The 20,391-nt window shown below is 66.3% G+C and carries 16 protein-coding genes; 3 read left to right on the top strand and 13 right to left on the bottom strand.

The window, feature by feature from the left end; all coding sequences use genetic code 11:
* Nucleotides 1–75: 75 nt before the first annotated feature.
* From BMY53_RS16760 to BMY53_RS16735, 6 genes are all read right to left on the bottom strand, one after another.
* The gene (locus tag BMY53_RS16760; protein ID WP_092947643.1) at nt 76–762 is read right to left on the bottom strand and encodes an ABC transporter permease; all 687 of its coding nucleotides are present in this window, start codon (nt 760–762) and stop codon (nt 76–78) included.
* A gap of 15 nt (nt 763–777) precedes the next feature.
* On the bottom strand, nt 778–1,470 hold the full coding sequence (locus BMY53_RS16755; RefSeq protein WP_092947642.1) for an ABC transporter permease: 693 nt from the start codon (nt 1,468–1,470) through the stop codon (nt 778–780).
* A gap of 55 nt (nt 1,471–1,525) precedes the next feature.
* Nucleotides 1,526–2,320, bottom strand: a complete 795-nt coding sequence (locus tag BMY53_RS16750) for an ABC transporter substrate-binding protein (protein WP_092947641.1) — start codon at nt 2,318–2,320, stop codon at nt 1,526–1,528.
* A gap of 68 nt (nt 2,321–2,388) precedes the next feature.
* Nucleotides 2,389–3,366 carry an alpha/beta fold hydrolase gene (locus tag BMY53_RS16745; RefSeq protein WP_255370249.1) on the bottom strand — a complete coding sequence of 326 codons (978 nt, stop codon included), beginning with the start codon at nt 3,364–3,366 and terminating at the stop codon, nt 2,389–2,391.
* Nucleotides 3,367–3,407: 41 nt separating this feature from the next.
* Entirely contained in the window at nt 3,408–4,184 is a 777-nt protein-coding gene (locus BMY53_RS16740; RefSeq protein ID WP_092947640.1) for a sulfurtransferase, read from the bottom strand.
* Nucleotides 4,185–4,266: 82 nt separating this feature from the next.
* Nucleotides 4,267–5,376, bottom strand: coding sequence for a peptidylprolyl isomerase (locus tag BMY53_RS16735; protein ID WP_218151252.1), 1,110 nt, complete (start codon nt 5,374–5,376; stop codon nt 4,267–4,269).
* 145 nt (nt 5,377–5,521) lie between these two features.
* Between BMY53_RS16735 and dnaE the strand changes: the two genes are divergently transcribed.
* Nucleotides 5,522–9,085, top strand: a complete 3,564-nt coding sequence (dnaE, locus tag BMY53_RS16730; protein ID WP_092947778.1) for a DNA polymerase III subunit alpha — start codon at nt 5,522–5,524, stop codon at nt 9,083–9,085.
* Nucleotides 9,086–9,221: 136 nt separating this feature from the next.
* The gene (locus BMY53_RS16725; protein WP_092947639.1) at nt 9,222–10,517 is read left to right on the top strand and encodes a patatin-like phospholipase family protein; all 1,296 of its coding nucleotides are present in this window, start codon (nt 9,222–9,224) and stop codon (nt 10,515–10,517) included.
* 45 nt (nt 10,518–10,562) lie between these two features.
* On the opposite strand, the gene BMY53_RS16720 is transcribed toward BMY53_RS16725, so the two are convergent.
* The 5 genes from BMY53_RS16720 to glf form a co-directional block, all read right to left on the bottom strand.
* Nucleotides 10,563–11,906, bottom strand: a complete 1,344-nt coding sequence (locus BMY53_RS16720; protein WP_092947638.1) for an ATP-binding protein — start codon at nt 11,904–11,906, stop codon at nt 10,563–10,565.
* Nucleotides 11,903–12,760, bottom strand: a complete 858-nt coding sequence (locus tag BMY53_RS16715; RefSeq protein WP_255370248.1) for a response regulator — start codon at nt 12,758–12,760, stop codon at nt 11,903–11,905. Before BMY53_RS16715 ends, BMY53_RS16720 begins: the two co-directional genes overlap by 4 nt.
* On the bottom strand, nt 12,757–13,722 hold the full coding sequence (locus BMY53_RS16710) for a dioxygenase family protein (protein WP_143074111.1): 966 nt from the start codon (nt 13,720–13,722) through the stop codon (nt 12,757–12,759). The genes BMY53_RS16715 and BMY53_RS16710 overlap by 4 nt, the downstream gene beginning before the upstream one ends.
* 104 nt (nt 13,723–13,826) lie before the next feature.
* Nucleotides 13,827–15,602, bottom strand: a complete 1,776-nt coding sequence (locus BMY53_RS16705; RefSeq protein ID WP_092947636.1) for an ATP-binding cassette domain-containing protein — start codon at nt 15,600–15,602, stop codon at nt 13,827–13,829.
* Nucleotides 15,603–15,703: 101 nt separating this feature from the next.
* Nucleotides 15,704–16,819 (bottom strand): UDP-galactopyranose mutase, encoded by a 1,116-nt coding sequence (gene glf / locus BMY53_RS16700; protein WP_092947635.1) that lies wholly within the window; start codon nt 16,817–16,819, stop codon nt 15,704–15,706.
* 146 nt (nt 16,820–16,965) lie between these two features.
* Between glf and BMY53_RS16695 the strand changes: the two genes are divergently transcribed.
* Nucleotides 16,966–18,084: a glycosyltransferase gene (locus BMY53_RS16695; RefSeq protein ID WP_092947634.1), complete on the top strand. Its 1,119-nt coding sequence runs from the start codon at nt 16,966–16,968 to the stop codon at nt 18,082–18,084.
* On the opposite strand, the gene BMY53_RS16690 is transcribed toward BMY53_RS16695, so the two are convergent.
* Complete coding sequence (locus BMY53_RS16690; RefSeq protein WP_177200924.1) at nt 18,057–19,208, bottom strand: glycosyltransferase family 2 protein; 1,152 nt, start codon at nt 19,206–19,208, stop codon at nt 18,057–18,059. The two genes, BMY53_RS16695 and BMY53_RS16690, sit on opposite strands and share 28 nt — an antisense overlap.
* A gap of 73 nt (nt 19,209–19,281) precedes the next feature.
* A complete protein-coding gene (locus BMY53_RS16685; protein ID WP_092947632.1) occupies nt 19,282–20,358 on the bottom strand; it encodes a glycosyltransferase family 2 protein in 1,077 nt (358 codons plus the stop codon).
* Nucleotides 20,359–20,391 lie beyond the last annotated feature (33 nt).

The raw sequence follows: 20,391 nt of genomic DNA, 5'->3' as shown, positions 1-20,391 counted from the left end.
GAGCGGATGCCGGGGTGGTGCAGCAGGCTGGCCCCAGGCCGATGTGGCGAAGCTGAGCCGGGCCGGCCACGACGGTCAGCGCGGCATCAGAGGCTTGAGCCAGCGGGCCTCCGCCTTGTGGAACAGGCCCACCAGCACCAGCGTGATGGCGAAGTAGAACATCGCGGCGGTGATGAAGGCCTCGAAGGGGATGTAGTAGGTGGAATTGATCTCGCGGGCGGCGCCGGTCAGATCCATGATGGTCACCACGCTGGCCAGCGAGGTGCCATGCAGCATGAAGATCACTTCATTGCTGTAGGCAGGAATGGCGCGGCGCAGGGCTGACGGCAGCACGATGCGCCGCAGCATCACCCAACGGCTCATGCCCAGGGCCTTGGCCGCTTCGATCTCGCCATGGGGCAGGGCGCGGATGGAACCCGCGATGATCTCGGTGGTGTAGGCCCCGGTGTTGAGCACGAAGGTCAGGCAGGCGCAGAACCAGGCGGAACTGAACATCGGCCACAGCGCGCTCTGCTGCATCCATTCGAACTGGGCCAGCCCGTAATAGATCAGGAACAGCTGCACCAGCATGGGCGTACCGCGGAACACGTAGGTGTAGGCCCAGATCAGGCGGGACAGCCAGGGAATGGGCAGGGTGCGTGCCACGCCGAGCGGGATGGCCAGGGCCAGGCCGATGAGCAGCGAGATCGCCAGCAGTTCGGCCGTGGCCTGCAGGCCGCTCAGGTAGCGGGGGAAGTTCTCGAGGATGGCGTCCAGATTCATGGGCGGCAATTCACATCACAACGAATGACGGCGGACGCCGATGGACAGGCGCTTGTTCAGATGGCTGAACAGCAATTCGGACAGGCTGGTGAAGGCCAGGTAGATCAGCGCGACGGCGCCGTAGAACACAAACGGCTCGCGCGTATTGCCGGCGGCCTGCATGCCGCGGGTCATCAGGTCGTGCAAGCCGATCACCGACACGATGGCGGTGCTCTTGATCAGCACCAGCCAGTTGTTGGAAAGCCCGGGCAGGGCGTGTCGGAACATCTGCGGGAAGGTGATCCGCCAGGCCACCTGGCGCGGTGTCATGCCGAAGGCCAGGCCGGCTTCACGCTGGCCGGGGGGCACGGCGAGAAACGCGCCACGGAACGCCTCGGTCAGGTAGGCGCCGAAGATGAAGCCGATGGTCAGCACACCCGCCACGAACGGGTTGATGTCGATGTAATCCTCGTGGCCCAGCGCCAGCGCGATGTTGTTCACCAGCAGTTGGCCACCGAAGAAGATCAGCAGCATCAGCAGCAGATCCGGCACCCCCCGGATCAGCGTTGTATAGATGGTGGCCGACACCTTGGCCACACGCCAGCGCGACAGCTTGGCCAGGGCGCCCAGCAGGCCCAGCAGCATCGCCAGTGCCATGGAACTCAGCGCCACGGCCAGCGTCAGCAGCGAGCCCTCCAGCAGGCTGGGCAGATACCCATGCAAATTCATCAATTCACTTTCGTCTCAGCGACGCGTGGGGCGGCTGCCCCACGCGGCCACTGGCTTACTTCACCGAGATGTCGTACTTGAAGTACTGGTCGTTGAGCTTCTTGAACTGGCCGTTGGCCTTCAGCGCGGCGATGCCGTCGCTGAACTTCTTGGCCAGGGTCTTTTCATCCTGCTTGCGCAGGCCCACGCCGACGCCCACGCCGAAATACTTCGGATCGTTGTATTCCGGGCCCACCAGCTCAAAGCCCTTGCCGGCCGGGGTCTGGATGAAGCCCAGGTCGGTGGCGACCATGTCGGCCAGCGTCACGTCAATACGGCCGGACTTCAGGTCCAGGAAGGCCTGGTCCTGCGTGGCGTAGCGCACGATGTCGCTTTGCTTGAAGGTGGCGTCCACAAACTTCTCGTGGATGGTGGCGCGTTGCACGCCGATCTTCTTGCCCTTCAGGCCCGCAGGCGAGAAGTCCAGCTTGGTGCCGGCCTTGGCGGCGAAGCGGGCCGGGACGCTGTAGTAGGGGGCGGAGAAGGCGATGACTTTCTTGCGCTCGTCCGTGATGGACATCGACGCAATGATCGCGTCGATCTTGCGCGACTGCAGGGCAGGGATCAGGCCGTCGAAGTCCTGCTGCACCAGGGTGCACTCGGCCTTGATCTCGGCGCACAGTGCGTTGGCGAGGTCGATCTCGAAGCCCTTGAGCTTGCCGTCGGCACCCACTTCGGAGAAGGGCGGGTAGGCCCCCTCGACACCGATGCGGATCTTTTTCCACTCGGGGGCCTGGGCCTGGGCGCCGGCGGTGGCCAGCATTGCGCAGGCGACCAGTGCGGCGCGGGCAATCAGAAAGCGACGTTGCATGAAGATTCCTTTGTGGGGGATGCAGAAAGCCCGATGTTGCAATGCGGCATGACAGGCAACCATCAGGGTTATAGCGAGTGCAAAAACGCTTGAACCGGGCGCACGGTGGACAGCGGGTCCTCCTCCTGAGGGACATGCCCTAATGTGGGGAAGATTTCCAGACGGCTGTTGCGGATCTGCTGCTGGAAGATCCGCGCCGCGGCGGGCGGGATCAGGCGGTCCTGGCCGCCCCAGAGAATGAGGGTGGGGGCCTGGATGCGGGCCAGCAGATCGGCAAAGCGGCCGGGCATGCGTTGCGCCAGCCGCTGGGCCAAGGCCGCACGGTTGCCTTCACGCAACGTCAGCTCGAAATAACGGTCCACCAGGGCCGCCGTGACCTTGGACGGATCCCCATAGACACTCTTGACGCTGCGTTCCACCAGCGGCCGAGGCAAAAAGGTGCTGGCCAGGGCACGCAGCACGCGGGACTGCGGCACCTTGAAGCCCTCCGGCACGGCTTCGCTGGTGATGGCCAGGTTGCCGGCATCCACCAGCACCAGGGCCGCCACCTGCTCGGGATGGCGTGCAGCGTATCCCCAGGCGACACCGCCGCCCAGCGAATTGCCACCCAGCACGACCTGGCCGAGCTTCAGGTGCGCCAGGAAGGCCTGGAGGAAGTGGTCATAGGCTTCGTCGCTGTAGTCGCCCAGCACGGACGGGCCGGTGAGCCCGAAGCCCGGCAGGTCCAGCGTGATCACCCGGCGGTTGGTCTTGAGTTCAGAGACCCAGCCGGCCCAGGTGTGCAGGCTGGCCGCCGTGCCGTGCAGCAGAACGATGGGCGTCGGGTCATCCCGCGGGCCTTCGTCGCGCAGGTGCACCAGCTGAATCCGGCCGCCTTCCACCGGCAATTCGACAAAGTCGGACGGGGCCTCGGCCCAACGGCTGATCAGGCTCTCCAGCGGGCGGTCCGGCGCGTGGAAGGCCATGGCCAGGAGGGCGGTGGCCAGCACGAGCAAGCCCAGCAGCTTCATCAGCTTGGCGAGCAGGGAGGGCCGTTCTTCCGTCACTGACGGGCTCCCGAGGGTGAGCGTCGTGGCGCGCTCATCGCTCAGTGGCGATCCAGGGCTTCGTTGTGAGGGGCCGGGGACAGGCCAGGGTCCACCGCGCGCCGTTCGTCAAAGACAAAACAGTCGCCGTGGTAGTGGTTCCCGCCGACTTCCTCAAAGTATTTGAGGATGCCGCCTTCGAGCTGATAGACGGGGCCGCCCAGGTTCTGCTCGGCCAGATAGAGCGCCGCCTTTTCGCAGCGGATGCCGCCGGTGCAGTAGCTGACCACCGTCTTGCCTTCGAGTTCGGCGCGGTGGGCCTTCACAGCTTCCGGGAACTCGCTGAACTTGGTAATGCGCCAGTCGATCGCGCCATCGAAGGCGCCGACATCCACTTCAAAGCCGTTGCGGGTGTCAAGTGTCACCACCGGACGGCCGTTGTCATCGTGACCTTGGTCGAGCCAGCGCTTGAGCGTGGCGGCCGGCAGCGCGGGGGCGCGGGGGCTCTGGTCCGGGCGGATGGTGGGATGGTTCATCCGGATGATCTCCGGCTTCACCTTCACCAGCAGCTTACGGAAGGGGACCTCGGTGCTCCAGCTTTCCTTGGGGGCCAGGCTGGCGAAGCGCTGATCCGCGCGCAGGGCGTCCACCCAGGCGTTCACGTCCGGCGCCGGGCCGGCCAGGAAGAGATTGATGCCCTCTTCGGCGATCAGCACGGTGCCCTTCAGGCCCAGCGCGTCGGCGCGGGTGTGCAGGACGTCGCGCAGCGCCTCGGGCGCGTTGATCTCGACGAACAGGTAGCAGGAGATATTGAGGATGGACGGGCCGGATGCGTTCACGTCGGCTGTTGGGCTCAGGGCCCGTGGATACGGTGCAAAACGCGTGATTGTAGGTGGCTCCGCGCGCACGCCGGCCGGGATCTCAGCGCTTGCTTTCAGGAGAAACGATCTTCTCCAGCTTCACATCGGTCGGCCGGGTGCGCACCGGCGCGGCGGCGGTGCAGATCTCGGTGTGTTCGGGGCTGTGCACGAACCAGCCGCCACGGTGGCGGCGCGCCTCCAGCAGGGCTTGCCAGGTGGGGGTGTCCGTGCGCAGTACCTGCAGGGGCGGGCGCTGGTCCGGCGGCAGCGTGGAGGCCAGCACCACACGGGTGATGGGCTGGCGCTGTTCCGGCTTTTCGTAGAAACCCAGCCGGCCGGTGCCGCGCGGCAGGGCGGACAGGGCCTCCATGCCCTTGAGCACGCGGCCCACCACGGTGATGTTCAGGTCCAGCCCGCGCGGGGCGTGGCCGATCACGACGTACAGCTCCGCGCCGGTGCTGGAGTCCACGTCGTTGCCACGGCCGGCGCCGACGGTGGCATAGCAGTGCGCCATCCAGGCGCGGCCGGTGGCCGGGTTGGCGGCCACGGGGAAGCCGTCCACATGGCCCGCACGGGGCGCCCAGCCGTCCACGTCCGGCAGAACGGTCAGGGGCAGTCCCTTCAGGGGGACGTCGAACTCGGCCGGCAAGTGCGCTTCGGCCCCGGCGGGAAATGGCTTGCTCTTGCCCTTGACGCCGGTGTCCTCGTCATCGGCATCCGGGTCGCCCCATTGCGTCACGTAGTTGTCCTGCACCCGCAGGATGGCCAGGCCGTCCCAGTAGCCGCCGCGAGCCAGGGCGCGGATGTTCTGGGCGTGTTTTGGCGCAAAGCGCGGTGCCAGTTCGATCAACGCCTCGCCCTGCGGCAGGGTCATGATCAGCAGGTTGTCCGGATCCACATCCCGCCAGGCGGCGGCGGGGGCGGTGGCGATGATGTCGGCGCTGCTGCGGGCGGCCTGGGAGGCGCCACTGGCGGGGGCCACGGCGGCGCGGGCGGCGGCGGGCCGCGTGGCCTTGGTCGCCGGCTTCGTGGGGGTCGCCGCTGCGCCTGCCTCCGCCGACCATGCCGGCCCGGCAGCCAGCGTCAGGGCCGTCAGCAGTGCGACCCAGGTGGTTTTAGGGGCGGACACCGGCAGGGTGGTCACCAGCAGGGCGGGCGAGACAGTCTTCATCCAGGAGCTCCAGTGCGGTCGTTACATGAACCATTCCACTGAGCGGCAGCATACCGCCCGGGAGAGCGACGGCTGGCGCTGGAGCCACCTCGACCGCGAGGAGTTTCCCCTAAGGGAGGGTGCCAGCCTCCCTACAATCCCGGGTATGGCTTTTGTTCATCTCCGCATTCATACCGAGTTTTCCGTCGTTGACGGCACGTTGCGCGTCGACGACGCCGCCAAGGCGGCCGCCAAGGACGGCCAGGTCGCCCTAGGCCTGACCGACCTGGCCAACATGTTTGGCGGGGTGAAGTTCTACAACGCCTGCCGCAAGCAGGGCGTGAAACCCATCCTCGGCGCGGAGGTGTGGCTGGAACCGGATGCCAATGACAAGCCGCCCACCCGGGTGCTGCTGCTGGTGCAGAACTTCCAGGGTTACCTGAACCTGAGCGAACTGCTCTCCCGGGCCTGGATCCAGAACGTCCAGCGCAACCAGGCGCTGCTCAAGCTGGAATGGATGCAGGAACTCCATGAGGGCCTGATTTGCCTGGGCGGTATGCAATTCGGTCCGGTGGGCCAGGCGCTCATCGCGGGTGACGAGACCAAGGCGCTGGAATGGGCGCGGCGGCTGGGCGCCATCTACCCGAACCGTTTCTATGTGGAGCTCCAGCGCGCCGGCTTGCCCGGCCAGGAGTCCCTGGTACGCCAGTTGGTGCCGCTGGCGGCCAAGGCCGGCCTGCCGGTGGTGGCCACCCACCCCATCCAATTCCTGGAAGAGGATGACTTCGGGGCGCATGAGGCCCGGGTCTGCGTGGCTGAAGGCGAGACGCTGTCCAACCCCAAGCGCATCAAGCGCTTCCTGCCCAGCCAGCATTTCAAGCGCCAGGCGGAGATGGAGGTGTTGTTTGCTGACATCCCCAGCGCCATTGCCAACACCGTTGAGATTGCCAGGCGCTGCAGCCTGAGCCTGGTGCTGGGCAAGCCGCAACTGCCTAACTTCCCCACGCCCATCCAGGCAGACGGCACGCCCCTGCCGATGGAACAGTACTTCCGACAGCTCTCCTATGAGGGCCTGGAAGACCGGTTGGCGCTGCTCTTCCCCAGCGAGGCCAAGCGCAATGAGGTGCGGCCGCGATATGTGGAGCGGCTGGAGTTCGAACTCAACACCATCATCAAGATGGGCTTCCCCGGCTACTTTCTCATCGTGGGTGACTTCATCCGCTGGGCGAAGAACAATGGCTGCCCGGTGGGCCCGGGGCGGGGGTCCGGTGCGGGTTCGCTGGTCGCTTACGTGCTGCTGATTACCGACCTGGATCCGCTGCAATACAACCTGCTGTTTGAACGTTTCCTGAACCCTGAGCGGGTGTCGATGCCCGACTTCGACATCGATTTCTGCCAGGGCAACCGTGACCGCGTCATCGAGTACGTGAAGGACAAGTACGGCCGCCCGGCGGTCAGCCAGATCGCCACCTTTGGCACCATGGCGGCCAAGGGCGCGCTGCGGGACATCGGCCGGGTGCTGGGCATGGGCTTCGGCCATGTCGATTCGATCGCCAAGCTGGTGCCGGCGCCTCCGGGCAAGACCGTGACGCTGGCCAAGCTGCCACCGGACTTCGATCCGGACAAGGCCAAGATGGTCTATGCGCGGCATGAGTCCCCGGAGATCGAGGAGCGCGAGAAGCAGGACGAGGAAGTGGCCGGCCTGCTGGAAATGGCGGCACGGGTGGAGGGCACCGTGCGCTCCATCGGCATGCACGCGGGTGGGGTGCTGATTGCGCCGGGCAAGATCACCGACTTCTGCCCGCAATATCAGCAGCCGGGTTCGACCTCGGCGGTGAGCCAGTACGACAAGGACGACGTCGAAGCCATCGGCCTCGTCAAGTTCGACTTCTTGGGCCTGGCCACGCTGACCATTCTTGAACTGGCCAAGAACTTCATTGTTGGCCGCTATCCCGAGCATGCCGACTTTGCGTTCGAGACCATCGCGCTCGACGACAAGAAGACCTACAAGCTGTTCTCCGACGGGTTGACCGAATCGGTGTTCCAGTTTGAATCGAGCGGCATGCAGCGCATGCTCAAGGACGCCAAGCCATCCCGGCTGGAAGACCTGATCGCGTTGAACGCGCTGTATCGGCCCGGCCCGATGGACCTGATCCCCAGCTTCGTGGCGCGCAAGCACGGCAAGGAGGTGGTGGAGTACCCCCACCCCCTGGTGGAGCCCGTGCTGGCCGAGACCTACGGCATTATGGTCTACCAGGAACAGGTGATGCAGACCGCGCAGGTACTGGGCGGTTACTCGCTCGGTGGTGCGGACATGCTGCGCCGCGCGATGGGAAAGAAGAAGGCCGAGGAAATGGCCATGCACCGCGACCTGTTCCGAAAGGGCGCGGCAGAAAAGGGTATTGACCAGAACAAGGCCGACGAGGTCTTCGACTTGATGGAGAAGTTTGCGGGCTACGGCTTCAACAAGTCGCACGCCGCCGCGTACTCCTTGCTGGCGTATCACACGGGCTGGCTCAAGGTTCACTTCACGGCTGAGTTCTTCGCCGCGAACATGACCATCGAATCGGACGATACCGACAAGCTCAAGGTGCTCATGAATGACGCCAAGCTGTTCGGCATCGAGTTTGAGCCGCCCAACATCAACCTGGGGGTCGGGCGGTTTGAGCCGATGGCACCGGCTGCTGCTGCCGGGGCGCCCGAGGCTGACGGCAAGCGCGCCGCTTCCACGCCGCGTTCGCGCAAGATCAACTACAGCCTGGGTGCGATCAAGGGCACCGGGGCTGGCGCCATCGAGGCGATCGTGCGGGCTCGCACGGAAGGTGGCCCCTTCAAGAGCTTCTTTGATTTCTGCGCCCGTGTGGACCGCAAGTCGGTGAACAAGCGCGTGGTGGAGGCATTGATCAAGGCTGGCGCGTTTGACCAGTTGGAGCCGGACCGCGCGCGCCTGCAGGCCAGTGTGGGGCTGGGCTACACCTATGCCGACAACCTGGCGCAGAACGTCAACCAGGGGGGGCTGTTCGACTTCGACGACACGCACGGCAGCTCCACGGCCGAGCCGGACCTGGTGGACGTGCCGGCGTGGGGCATCAAGGAGCGGTTGACGCTGGAGAAGACGGCGATCGGCTTCTACCTCTCCGGCCATCTGTTCGATCAGTCCGAAAGCGAGATCCGCAAGATGGTGCGCCGCCGCATCGTGGACCTGCAGGACAGCCGCGAGCCGGTGGTGGTGGCCGGGATCGTGGGCGACATGCGTGTGATCAACGGCTCACGCGGCCGGGTGGGCATCTTCAAGCTGGACGACAAGAGCGACGCCATCGAAGCGGTGGCGAATGAAGAGCTGCTCAACAAGCACAAGGAACTGCTGGCGGAGGATGAGTTGATCATCGCGGTGGGCAAGGTGCAGAACGACCGTTTCTCTGGTGGTCTGCGCATGAACATCCAGCAGGTTTATGGCGTACCGGAGGCACGCGCCAAGTTTGGGCGCTTCCTGCGCACGGCGCCGAACCTGCCTGCCGAAACGGTGCTGGAGCTGATCCGCAGCTGGCCGGCCAAGCGGGTGGAGACCGAGCAGGGCGTGCTGAGCCAGGGCCTGGAACTGCGCATTCCCATCCGTCGGGACGGCGCAATCGCGGAGTTGGGGCTCGGCGGGGCCGGGAAGTTCTGGCCGAGTGATGAGGCTCTGGAGAAGCTGGCGCCGGCGGAGATCGTGTACGACGCGGGAGGGTGAGCGGCGTTGAAGGCCAAAATTGGACCCCAGCACCGCCGAGCCTCGCCAACACCGTCTCCCCGCCGCCGTCGATCCCCCATTTGACGGATCATTTCCAAGGTTCATCCCAGGTAGTCAGGCGTAAGCTTGAACCACCATGGATGCCCCGCAGAAAACCGGCCTGATCCTCACGGGAGGCGGGGCGCGCGCGGCTTATCAGGTGGGGGTGCTCGCTGCCATCGCGCAGTTGCGCCGGGATGCCTGCACCACCGGGGACAGCCCCTTTCAGGTGATCGCCGGCACGTCCGCCGGTGCCATCAACGCCGCCACACTGGCTTGCCAGGCGGACGACTTTTGCTCAGCCGTGGATGGGCTGATGTACATCTGGCAGAACATCCACGTGGACCAGGTGTATGCCGCCGATTCCCTCGGCGTGATCCGCAGCGGGGCCCGCTGGCTCACGATGATGAGTCTGGGCTGGGCACTGGCCCGCTGGCGTCGCACCCGGCCGCGCAGCCTGCTGGACAACACCCCCCTCCGTGGCCTGCTGTCGCGCTGGATCCAGCTGGACCGGCTGGACGAGATGCTGGCCCAAGGCCATCTGGATGCGCTGGCTGTCACTGGCTCCAGCTATACCTCCGGCCATCACGTCACGTTCTACCAGACCCAGCAGGCCCGCGCCCCATGGGTGCGCAGCCAGCGGCTGGCCGTGCAGACCCGGCGCTTGACCATCGATCATTTGGTGGCGTCGTCCGCCATCCCCTTCATCTTTCCGGCTGAGCCGCTGGAACTGCAGGGGAAGATGGAATGGTTCGGTGACGGCTCCATGCGCCAGACCGCCCCCATTTCGCCCGCTGTTCACCTGGGGGCGCAGAAGGTGCTGATCATCGGGGCCGGCCGCATGCACGAAGCCGGCGGGGAGGGGACCCACAGCCCGACACCAACCGGCCACCCCAGCCTGGCGCAGATTGCCGGCCACGCCCTCTCCAACATCTTCCTGGACGCGCTGGCGGTGGATATCGAGCGGATGCACCGCATCAACAAGACGCTCTCCCTGCTGCCCGAGGAAGCCCTGCGCAACACGCCCTTGCGCCCACTGGATGCCCTGGTGATCGCTCCCAGCCGGCCACTGGACACCCTGGCGGCCCAGCACGTGAGTGCCTTGCCACCGCCCATCCGGGCGTTGTTGCGCAGTGTTGGGGTGTCGGGGGAGGGGGCCAATGCCAGTGGTTCGGCATTGTTGAGCTACCTGCTGTTCGAGCCGGCCTACACCACCGAACTGATCACGCTGGGCATGGCAGACACCTTGGCCCGGCGCAGCGACATCCAGCGCTTCTTCGGCTGGCCGGCGCAGGCACCGCAGCTGGACCCCGCTGCGATGCGCAAGCGGGCCGGTGGCTTTGCGCTGCAGATGCCACCCAACCCGCCCGGGCCGCCACGGCTCGTGGCCTGAGGCGTCGCAGGCGTATCTGTCGCTTCCGGCGCCTAAGTGGCGGGCTCAGGGCAGACGCAGCTCCGCCATCAATCCGCCCGCAGGCCGGTTGGTCAACGCCAGCTCGCCGCCTTGGCGCCGCGTCAGTTCCCGCGCGATGTACAGCCCCAGGCCCGCACCACCGGTATGCCGGTTGCGCGATTCTTCCAGACGGTAGAAGGGCTCGAACACGGCCTCGATCTTGTCCGGTGGAATGCCGGGCCCGTTGTCGCAGACATGGATCCAGGCGCCCCGGTCATCCCGGCCGACATGCACATCCGCCCGGCCGCCATATCGCAACGCATTGCCGATGAGGTTGCCCAGCACGCGCCGCAAGGCCATCGGTTGACCGCGCGCCAGCACCGCCTCCCCCTGGATGTCGACGCTGACGGTCTGGCCCTGTTCGGCCAGGTCGTCCACCATCGACTGAGCCAGGGCGCCGATGTCCACATCCTGCGCATCCTCGACCACACCGGGGCTGTCGCCACGGAACAATTCCATCACCGCATCGATCAGGGCGTTCATCTCGAGGATGTCTTCCACCGATCGGACCCGTTGCTGGTCTTCGATGTCCAGGGTCTCCAGCCGCATGCGCAAGCGCGTCAGCGGGGTCCGCAGGTCATGGGAAATGGCGGCGACCATCAGCCCGCGTTCGTTGAACTGCCGCCGCAGTTGCCGGGCCATCGCGTTGAACACCTGAGCGGTCTCCCGCACTTCCAGCGTGCCACTGTGCTCATCCAGTAGCGGCAGGCGCTCATGCCCGTGCAAAGAGTCCCCGAGTTTTCTGGAGGCGTGCACCAGTTGCCGCATTGGCTTGGCCAGCCAGCGGGACGCCAGCCAGGCGGCCAGCGCGGTGACCAGCAGCCGAATGCCGTAATCCAGCAACAAGGCCTTGTTGCTCAAGCCACGGAAGTTGGAGCGTTCCTGAAAACGCGGCCCGCGGTCCGTGAAATCGGGACCGGCCCCAGGGATGGGAACATCGTGGAAATCCTGCGACCGGAAATCCGGCGGGCCGTCCGGACGATTGGCTTCGAAGGGCGCACTGCTGCCATCGCTGGCGCGGTTGCCGTTGAGGCCACCATTCGCCGCACCCGGGCGTTGCCCCTGAAAGAACGGCCCAGGCCCGCCGTCCCGCATCGGCCCCTGAGGGCCAGGCCCCATCTGCCCCATGGGCGGCAGCGTGGGCGCCACCGGCACATGCGCCAGCGGCATGTTCCAGCCCTCCACCCACTGCACCGTCATGATGGCCAGCACCTGGGCGGCCACCAGCGTGATCCAGAGCAGCAGGAAGATGCGGCGGGCCAGCGTGTCGCCCAGGATCCGGTTCACCCACTGGCGCAGGCCGGGGCGCGCGGAAGCGTTGTCGGTCAAGACTGCACCTGGGCGTCGAAGAGATAACCCTCACCGCGCATGGTGCGGATCAGGCGCGGGTCCTTCGGCGAATCACCCAGTTTCTGGCGCAGGCGGGAAATGGTGAGGTCCACACTGCGGTCGTTCACTTCCACGCCAGGGGCGCGGGTCAGTTCGATCAGTTGCTCGCGTGAGAGCACCCGGCCCGGGCGCTCGACCAGCGCCGTCAGCATGCGGTATTCCGCGCTGGAGAGCGGCACCACCACCTGTTGGGGCGACACCAGCTGACGCAGCAGGCGGTCGAAGCTCCAGCCTTCAAAACGGAACTCACGGCGGGTCTGCGTCTCGCTCTCGCCCCGCTTGGCGCGGCGCCGGATGGCATGGATACGAGCCACCAGTTCACGAGGCTCGAAGGGCTTGGAGAGGTAGTCGTCCGCGCCCATTTCCAGGCCCAGCACCCGGCTGATCGGGTCGCCATGCGCAGTGAGCATGATCACCGGCACGCTGGGGTGGTGCTGCTGGATCCACTGGCACAGGCTCAGGCCGTTTTCGTCGGGCAGCATCAGGTCCAGCACCACCACATCAAAGACCTGGGCCGCCATCAGGCGGCGCATGTCGCGTCCATCAGCGGCGGTGTTCACCGTCACGCTGAACTTCTGCAGATAGTCCTGCAGCGAAGAACGGATCTCCGCGTCATCATCGACCACCAGGCATCGGGTCATTCGGTCCTCCACGAGAGGCGCCGGCCGTGAGGCCGGTGCGTCGTCGGACGATACACGAGCCACGGCCGGCGCGGGAGAGGCCGGCAGGGCGTTGCCCGCCTCCTCGTTGGAAGAGGGCGGCCAGGCGGACGGGAACGGAGGCGGTTTGATCACGCGGAAATACCTACGGTGAGTGAGGCGGCGTAGCCGGCCGACGTGCTGCCGGTGACCGTCGCCAGCTGGGTGCTGTAGCCATCGCTGAAGATGTTGTCTGTAGCGAAGGAGATCTGGTTGAAATTGGTCAGGCTGCTGCTGTAGCTGCTCAAGGCGTAAACCGTGGCGCAGACATCCGTGGGGAAGGCAATCTGCGAGGTCTTGACCTTGTTGGCATAGGAGGTGGCGGCGCTGACGCTGGGATACACCTCGAAGTGCATGTGCGGCATGCGGCCCGAGTAGCAGCCCGGGAAGATGGTGGTGAAGGTGACAGTACCGTCACTGCCCGTGACCTGCACGCCACGCAGGTAGTTCTCGGACGTGACGCCGCTGCTGTAGAGCGAGTAGCGGCCAGGGCGGTCGCAGTGCCACAGGTAGATGGCGTAGCCGGAAAGGTCTGCACAGCTGTTGGCGGCGTTGACGAGGGTCAGGGTGATCGTCATGGCCACGCCGTCGGCCGTGCCGCTGGCGGTACCGATGCTGGACCGGATGTCGCTGCGTACGATGCCCGAGAGCGTCAGGGCGTTGACCACACCGCTGCTGTTGCTGTTGGAGCCGTCGCCGGGGTAGGGGCCCTGCGTTTCTTCCGGGATGACGCTGCAGCTGGTGGTGCCACTGGTGGTGGATCCGCTGCCGGAGCTGCCCGAACTACCCGAACTGCCAGATCCGCTGGACCCCGAGGAGCTGCCCGACGATGAACTGCTGTCTTCCGATCCACCCCCGCCGCAGCTGATCAGCGGCAGTGTGCCAAAGCCGGCGAAAGCGGCCACCAGCCCGAGCGTGCGGCGGCGTTGCTGCTGCTGGCTCAAGACCGCGAGGTCATGGGCCAGGCCCAGGTGATGGTCATGGCCATCATGGCTGGCAGGGGCGTTGTCGGCTGGGGCTTGCGCGGCCTGGCGAGTGTCGTGGCGGATCAGCGGCATGAGGAACTCCGTCAGAGAGGAGTCCTCATTGGACCGACAGGGTATGTCGGCTGCTTAGCAAGCTTGTGTCAATGCTGAAACGTTGAGCTGGCCTCAGGCGGCCTTCAATGCTGAACCTGCACCATGCCGGCATAAATGCCGCCGGCGGCCACCAGGGCGTCGTGGTCTCCGCTCTCGATGACCCGGCCGTCGCTCATCACCTGGATGATGTCGGCACGTCGGATGGTGGAGAGGCGGTGGGCGATGACGATGAGTGTCTTGCGGCCTTGCCACTGCTCCAGCGCCTGCTGGACGGCACGTTCGCTTTCGGTGTCCAGCGCGGAGGTGGCTTCATCGAAGATCCACACCGGTGCGTCCTTGTACAGCGCCCGGGCGATGGCCACACGCTGGCGCTGGCCGCCGGAGAGCTTGCCGCCGTTGGCGCCGATGTTGCTATCCAGGCCATCCGGCAGGCCCTGCACGAAGTCCCACAGGGCCGCTGCGCGGAGCACCTGCTCCAGCTTGGCATCGTCACGCGGCTGGGCATAGGCGATGTTGTCGGCCACCGAGGAGTCAAAGAGCACGATGTCCTGGGATACCACGGCGAACTGGCGGCGCAGGTTGGCCTTGGTGAGCTCGTCGATGGGCACGCCATCGAACAGGATCTGTCCGCTGTCCGGATGCTCGAAGCCCAGCAGCAGGCTCACCACGGAGCTCTTGCCTGCGCCAGAGCTGCCCACCAGGGCGGTGGTCTTGCCAGCGGGAATGTGCAGGTCCAGCGTGGTGAGTGCGTCGCGGTTGGCGCCGGGGTAGCGAAGCGTGACCTGTTGCAGCTGGATGTCTCCCCGGGCCTGGGCCAGTTCGCGGGTGCCGACGTCCCGTTCGGCGGGCAGGTCGAGCAGGCCCATGCAGCCACGCGCAATGACTAGGGCGTTGGTGATGGGTTGCATCACGTCGCTCAGGTGGCGCAGGCGGGAACTCATCAGCAACAGGGCGGTGACAAAACCGGCGAACTCACCCACACCGGTGCCGGTCTGCCGCGCCTGCAGCAGCGCCAGGCTGACGATGATGGAGATGCCGATGCTGGCCATCAGTTGCGACAGCGGCTGCGCCAGTGCATTGGCCGCAGCGGTTTTCAGGGCGCTGCGCTGCACTTCCTTGGCGCGCAGGGCAAAGCGCTGGCGTTCATGTTCGGCGGCATCGAAGCTGCGCACCACACGCCAGGCGCGGGTCACATCCTCGATCACCGTCACCAGCCGCAGTTGTGAGTCATACGCCCAGGTGCCCATGCGGCGCACCCGGCGGTTCACTTTACGGACGACAAACGCCAGGCCCGGCACGGTGATGAGAGACAGCAGGGTGAGCTTCCAGTTCAGGAAGAACAGGTAGCCCATCAGCGAGATGGCAGGCAGGCCGTCTCGCAGGACGGTGACCAGCGCACCGGCCACCAGGGTGACGACCTGCTGGGGGTCGCTCACCACCTTGCTGACCGCCGTGGCGGGCTGCAGGTTGGTGTAGACACGGGCATCGGCCCGCAGCAGCACCTGTAGCAGGGCGGCCCGGATGTCCATGACCGTGCGGGAGATGGTCCAGTTCAGCAGGTACTGGCCGCAGAAGCTGAACAGGCCGCGCAGCGCGAACAGGCCGATCAGTGTCACCGGCACCATCCAGATGGGGAAGCTGTAGGTGGTGGTGCCAACCGCGCCGGTCTTGGGGTCGAAGCCTTCCCCCAGCGCGAACTTGATCAGGTTGGGAATGAGGGGCTCGGTGGCCGCCACCAGCAGGTAGGAGAGCACCGTCAGGAACAGGCCCAGGCGGTGCGGCTTCATGAAGCGCCACAGCCGGCTCGCCGTGGGGCCGAGCGGTTCGAGTGGCGTGGAGGCGGGAGGGGCAGCGCTCATGAATACAGCAGGGGCGGAGCGCTGTCGCGCACCCGCAAATACAGCGGAACGCGGATTGTAGGCCCCCCGTTTGGCCGTGCCTGGAGGGGGCGCCCTAGCTGTCAGTCCGCTTGCGCCGCAGGGGCGGCATCCAGCAGATCCTGCGCGGTCTTGAGGGCGGCCGCGACGATCTGGTCCATGTTGTAGTAGCGGTACTGCGCCAGCCGGCCCACGAAGGTGACCCCCTGGGCTGCGTCAGCCAATGCGGCATAACGCTTGTACAGGGCCTCGTTCTCGGGCCGGGGCACCGGGTAATAGGGGTCACCCTCGGCTTGCGGGTATTCGCGCACCACGGACGTGCCCGTATGGGTTTCGCCGGTCAGGTGCTTGAACTCGGTGATGCGGGTGTAGTCGTGGTCGTTGGGGTAGTTGACCGTGCCCACCTGCTGGAACTGCGCCGTATCCGGCAGATGCTGGTGGTCAAAACGCAGGCTGCGGTAGGGCAGCGGCCCGTAGCAGTGGTCAAAGAATGCGTCGATCGGGCCGGTGTAGATGATGTGGCTGCCCGCGAACGCGTCGCGCACATCCTTGAAGTCCACACCCGTACGCACCGTGATGCCGGAATGGTCCAGCAGCCGCTCGAACATGGCGGTGTAGCCATCGGCCGGCATGAACTGGTAGGTGTCCGCGAAGTAGCGGTCGTCGTCATTGCTGCGGGTCGGGATGCGGGCCGCCACACCGGCCGACAGCTGGGAGAGGTCCAGCCCCCACTGCTTGCGGGTGTAGCCGCGGAAGAACTTGTCGCAGAGGTCGCGGCCCACGCTGTTGAGCACCACGTCTTCGCTGGTCTGCAGCGGGTCTCGCGGCTCGCGCACGGTTTCCAGATAGCCCTGCACCTCGTCCTCGGTGAGCGAGAGGCCGTAGAGCTGGTTAATGGTGGTGCGGTTGATGGGGATGGGCAGCAACTGCTCACCCACCTGCGCCAGCACACGGTGCTCGTAAAAACGCCAGGTGGTGAAACGCGAGAGGAACTCCATCACCTTCTTGGCGTTGGTGTGAAAGATGTGCGGGCCGTAGGGGTGGATCAGCACGCCCTGCTCATCTCGCACATCAAAGGCGTTGCCACCGATGTGCGGCCGCTTGTCGATCAGGTGGACTGTCTTGCCGGCGTCCGCCAGCACGCGGGCACAGACGGAGCCGGCATAACCGGCGCCCACGATGAGAAAGTCTGTTGTCATGGAGGAGTCCGGAGGGTCAGGTGCGCAAAGGGATCTGGTGAGGCGCGCCACGCCCGGTTTTCCCGGGCGCAGGGCACCGCGTGGTCCCATTGTCCCCGAAGCTTGCACCGGCGGGCAGCCAGCGCGGCATCCGATAAACTGACGCGATGATCGTTCCCCCTTCGGGCACGCCTGTGGGTGGGACCCGCCGCGTGCTGCATTTCGTCACTGGCGGTTTCTCCGGCGCCACCCAGGTGGCCGTGGAGCTGTGTCTCTCGCAGCTCAAGGCCGGCCGGCTGCAGCCTGTCCTGGCGCTGCGCCGCAAGCGGTCCACCGACCCCGCCAAGGTGCAGGCGCTGCGCGACCAGGGGCTGGAGGTGCACCTGGTGCCCGGCTGGGCGCACTGGATGACGGTCTGGTCCTTGCGCCGTTTGTGTCAACGGCTCAAGCCTGATGTGATGGTGGCCCACGGCTTTCCCGAGCATTTGCTGGGCCGGCGTGCGGCGCTGCAGGCCGCTGTCCCGGCGGTGGTGCAGGTGGAGCACAACTCCCGTGAGCGCTACAACGCCGGCTCGCTGGCGCAGGCCCGTGCGCTGGCGCCGCGCAGCGCCAAGCTGGTGGGAGTGTCCGAAGGTGTGCGCCAACGCCTGGTGGCGCTGGGCATGCCGGAAGAACGCACGCTGGCGATCCCCAATGGCATCCGCCTGGAACGCTTTGCCGCAGCCGACGAGCGACCTCACTCGCAACGCGATGCCGGCATCGTGATGTCCGCGCGCTTTGCACGGCAGAAGGACCAACCCACGTTGATTCGCGCGGTCGCATTGCTCGGCCAGCGCGGCCTGCGTCCGCCGGTCTATCTGGCCGGCGGCGGCAAGGCCTCATACAGAAAGACAGCCGAACGCCTGGTGCGCGAACTGGGCCTCACCGGCCAGGTGCAGTTCCTGGGCTACCACCGCGATGTGCCCGGGTTGCTGATGAGCCAGCGCATCTTCGTGCTGAGCACCCATTGGGAAGGCATGCCGCTGGCCCTGCTGGAAGGCATGGCGGCGGGCTGCGCCTGTGTGGCGTCCTTGGTGCCTGGCGTGGAGGGGGTACTGGTGCCCGAGCGCACCGGCCTGCTCACGCCCGAAGGCGATGCCGTGGCCCTGGCTGATGCGCTGGAGCGTCTGCTGCGTGACGAGGTGCTGGCTCAGCGGCTGGGCACTGCGGCGCGGCAACGCGCCATCGAGGAACACAGCGTGGAACTGATGACGCGGCGCTATGAGGACTTGCTGCTGGCCGTTTGAGGTGACCGAAACAAGCGCCGCCCACGCAGGAGCCGCCATGCCTGGACCCAATGGCCTTGCAGCCACAACTGACGTTGCAGTTGGGCCACCGGCATGGGAAGGCTGGCCTCCAGCGCGTCCAGGTGTGCGCGCCGCAAGCGTTGGGCTTCATCGAGCGTGATGCGGGACGTTGGCGGTGCCGCCGTGTCTGGTTGAACGAGCTTCCGTGTCATCCGCCCAGCAGCCACGAAGTTGCGGATCGTGAACGCCATCCAGGCCTGCCGGGCGTGCGCATCCAGGCCGGCGCCCATCAGAGGCGCACGCAGGCCGCGCATGGCCTCTGCGAAGTCACTGGCGCTGCGTGCGGTCGGCGTGTTGACGATGGAGCCGGCACGTCGGCGGTAATACACCCATGGTTCGGGCTCGTGCCAGGTGCTGCCGGCGCGCAAGGCCAACTGGATCGCGGCGGGGATGTCCTCATACACCTTGCCCTGTGGAAACCGCCACGGCGTTGGCAGGTTCCAGAGCTGCCGCCGCGAAATCCTCGCCCAGGCATAGAGGCACCGGGCTCTGAAGATGCCCTCGACGAGCCGGGACACTGACGTGATGCGTTGCCTGCCTGGCCCGGAAAAGGTAGGCCTGGGCTTGACGCCCGGTCGAGGGGCCGTGCAGGGTGGCGGGCTGAGCAGAGGCAGGTAGTCGCACAGCACCAGGTCCACAGGTTCTCGCTGCAGCAGGGCGCGCAGTGATTCAATGGCGCCCGGTGCGAGCAGGTCGTCGCTGTCGAGGAACCAGATGTACGCCCCGCGGGCTTGGTCCAGCAGCTGGTTGCGGGCCTCGGAGATGCCTGCATTGCGGCTGCGCCTGAACACCTGCAGCCCGGGATAGGTGGTCGCCAGCCGCTGCAGCAGTTCGCCGCTCCCGTCGGTGGAGGCATCGTCCAGCGCAAGCACTTCAACGCCTGGCACGCCCTGGTCAAAAACAGATGCGATGCAGGCGGCCAGATAAGGCGCCACGTTGAAGACCGGAATCAGGACCGATAACCAGGGTGGCGACGCGATCGGCGGCGCCGTCTCTGGCGCTGCTTCGACCCTTGAAGGCCTGGGGCTGGTGAGGGCGGGGGGGGTGAGAACTGGGGCTTTCATGGCGGCCTGAGTGGCTCGCCGGCAGCTTGTGGCACGTCCCACTCTCGGGTGGCCTGCCCCGCCCATCCCTCCTTTACGGGGTCTGGGCCTTGGGGGGTGTCCCCGCCCGGTTGAGCCAGTGGCGCAGTCGCAGGGCGCGGGCCCACCATCCCCGGCGCAGATAAGCGCCCAGCAACGCGTTGACCGGCAAGGGCGAGGCGGCCTCCATCAGTTGCCGGTAATAAGCAATGATCTCCGGGCTGCGCAGTGGATCGAAGCGGTAGGCCATGCGCGCGGCGCCGATGAAGCTGCGTGCCTGGGTGTTGGCCCAGGCGAAGGTTGCATCCGCATCCAGGGCACGGTGAGCCGCCTGCACGGCCTCGCGCAGGCCGGTCATGGCCCAGGCCAGGTCGTCCGCCTTGCGCAGATTGAGCGTGTGCATGATGGAGCCTTGGCGCTGGCGGTAGACCACCCAGACCTCGGGCTCGTACCAGAGGTCCGGTGCCCGCAACGCAAGGAAGGGCAGCAGGTGCATGTCCTCGAAATGCTTGCCGGGCGGGAACCGGAGGTCCGTGCCCCACAGCTCGCGGCGCGCGATCTTGGACCAGGGGTGCATCTGCCCGCCCCGGAAGGTCCCGGCCATGATCACTGAGGTATCGGTGATGCGTTGGCGTTTCGGCCCCTTGAATGTGCGCTTGCGCAGGTCACCCCGCAGGCGGTGCTTGAGCTTGGGCGCCTCCCTCACCATGAGGTAGTCACACATCAACAGCGACGGCGCGTGCTGGTCGATGATCTGGCGCAGGCGGGGGACGGCGCCCGGGGCCAGGTAGTCGTCGGCATCGAGGAACCAGAAATACTGGCCCTGCGCCTCGTCCAGCAGCGTGTTGCGGGTGACCGAAACGCCTTGGTTCTTCTCATGGAAGACGCAGCGTACGCGCCCGTCTTCCCGGGCCAGCGTCAGCATCAGGGCTTTGGTGCCGTCGGTGGAGCAGTCGTCCACGATCAGCACTTCCACGTTCCCGTCCGCCTGGCTCAGCACGGAGGCCACGCTCTCTCTCAGGTATCCCTCGACGTTGTAGGCGGGAATCAGAAAACTCAGCCACGGCCGCGCAGCGACGGTGGATGCGACTGGGCTGTGCGTGGCCGTGGGCGGGGGAGCGGCTTCGTGCATGACAAGGCCTGGCGAGAGGGGCGGGAAGGGGCG

The organism is Roseateles sp. YR242, from assembly GCF_900109745.1.
GTDB lineage: Bacteria > Pseudomonadota > Gammaproteobacteria > Burkholderiales > Burkholderiaceae_C > Roseateles.
This window is presented reverse-complemented; position numbering and strand designations above follow the sequence as displayed.

Excerpts from the sequence above, each read along its gene's own strand:
- BMY53_RS16750 (WP_092947641.1), bottom strand. The coding sequence starts at position 2,320 with ATGCAACGTCGCTTTCTGATTGCCCGCGCCGCACTGGTCGCCTGCGCA.
- dnaE (WP_092947778.1), top strand. The coding sequence starts at position 5,522 with ATGGCTTTTGTTCATCTCCGCATTCATACCGAGTTTTCCGTCGTTGAC.
- BMY53_RS16735 (WP_218151252.1), bottom strand. The coding sequence starts at position 5,376 with ATGAAGACTGTCTCGCCCGCCCTGCTGGTGACCACCCTGCCGGTGTCC.
- BMY53_RS16725 (WP_092947639.1), top strand. The coding sequence starts at position 9,222 with ATGGATGCCCCGCAGAAAACCGGCCTGATCCTCACGGGAGGCGGGGCG.
- BMY53_RS16685 (WP_092947632.1), bottom strand. The coding sequence starts at position 20,358 with ATGCACGAAGCCGCTCCCCCGCCCACGGCCACGCACAGCCCAGTCGCA.
- BMY53_RS16690 (WP_177200924.1), bottom strand. The coding sequence starts at position 19,208 with ATGAAAGCCCCAGTTCTCACCCCCCCCGCCCTCACCAGCCCCAGGCCT.
- glf (WP_092947635.1), bottom strand. The coding sequence starts at position 16,819 with ATGACAACAGACTTTCTCATCGTGGGCGCCGGTTATGCCGGCTCCGTC.
- BMY53_RS16760 (WP_092947643.1), bottom strand. The coding sequence starts at position 762 with ATGAATCTGGACGCCATCCTCGAGAACTTCCCCCGCTACCTGAGCGGC.
- BMY53_RS16710 (WP_143074111.1), bottom strand. The coding sequence starts at position 13,722 with ATGCCGCTGATCCGCCACGACACTCGCCAGGCCGCGCAAGCCCCAGCC.
- BMY53_RS16695 (WP_092947634.1), top strand. The coding sequence starts at position 16,966 with ATGATCGTTCCCCCTTCGGGCACGCCTGTGGGTGGGACCCGCCGCGTG.
- BMY53_RS16705 (WP_092947636.1), bottom strand. The coding sequence starts at position 15,602 with ATGAGCGCTGCCCCTCCCGCCTCCACGCCACTCGAACCGCTCGGCCCC.
- BMY53_RS16755 (WP_092947642.1), bottom strand. The coding sequence starts at position 1,470 with ATGAATTTGCATGGGTATCTGCCCAGCCTGCTGGAGGGCTCGCTGCTG.